This is a genomic window from Lysobacter enzymogenes (assembly GCF_017168095.1).
Lineage (GTDB): Bacteria > Pseudomonadota > Gammaproteobacteria > Xanthomonadales > Xanthomonadaceae > Lysobacter > Lysobacter enzymogenes_D.
In genome coordinates, this window is record NZ_LXSD01000600.1 from 1 (window position 1) to 211 (window position 211).

General features: G+C 48.8%; 1 rRNA gene. It reads left to right on the forward strand.

From position 1 onward, the window contains the following. Positions 1-211: ribosomal RNA gene (locus A7A76_RS23335) — 16S ribosomal RNA — on the forward strand; the annotation flags it as partial.

The window sequence follows — 211 nt, forward strand, 5'->3', positions numbered from 1 at the left end:
GGATTTATTGGGTTTAAAGGGTGCGTAGGCGGCCTGTTAAGTCAGGGGTGAAAGACGGTAGCTCAACTATCGCAGTGCCCTTGATACTGATGGGCTTGAATGGACTAGAGGTAGGCGGAATGAGACAAGTAGCGGTGAAATGCATAGATATGTCTCAGAACACCGATTGCGAAGGCAGCTTACTATGGTCTTATTGACGCTGAGGCACGAA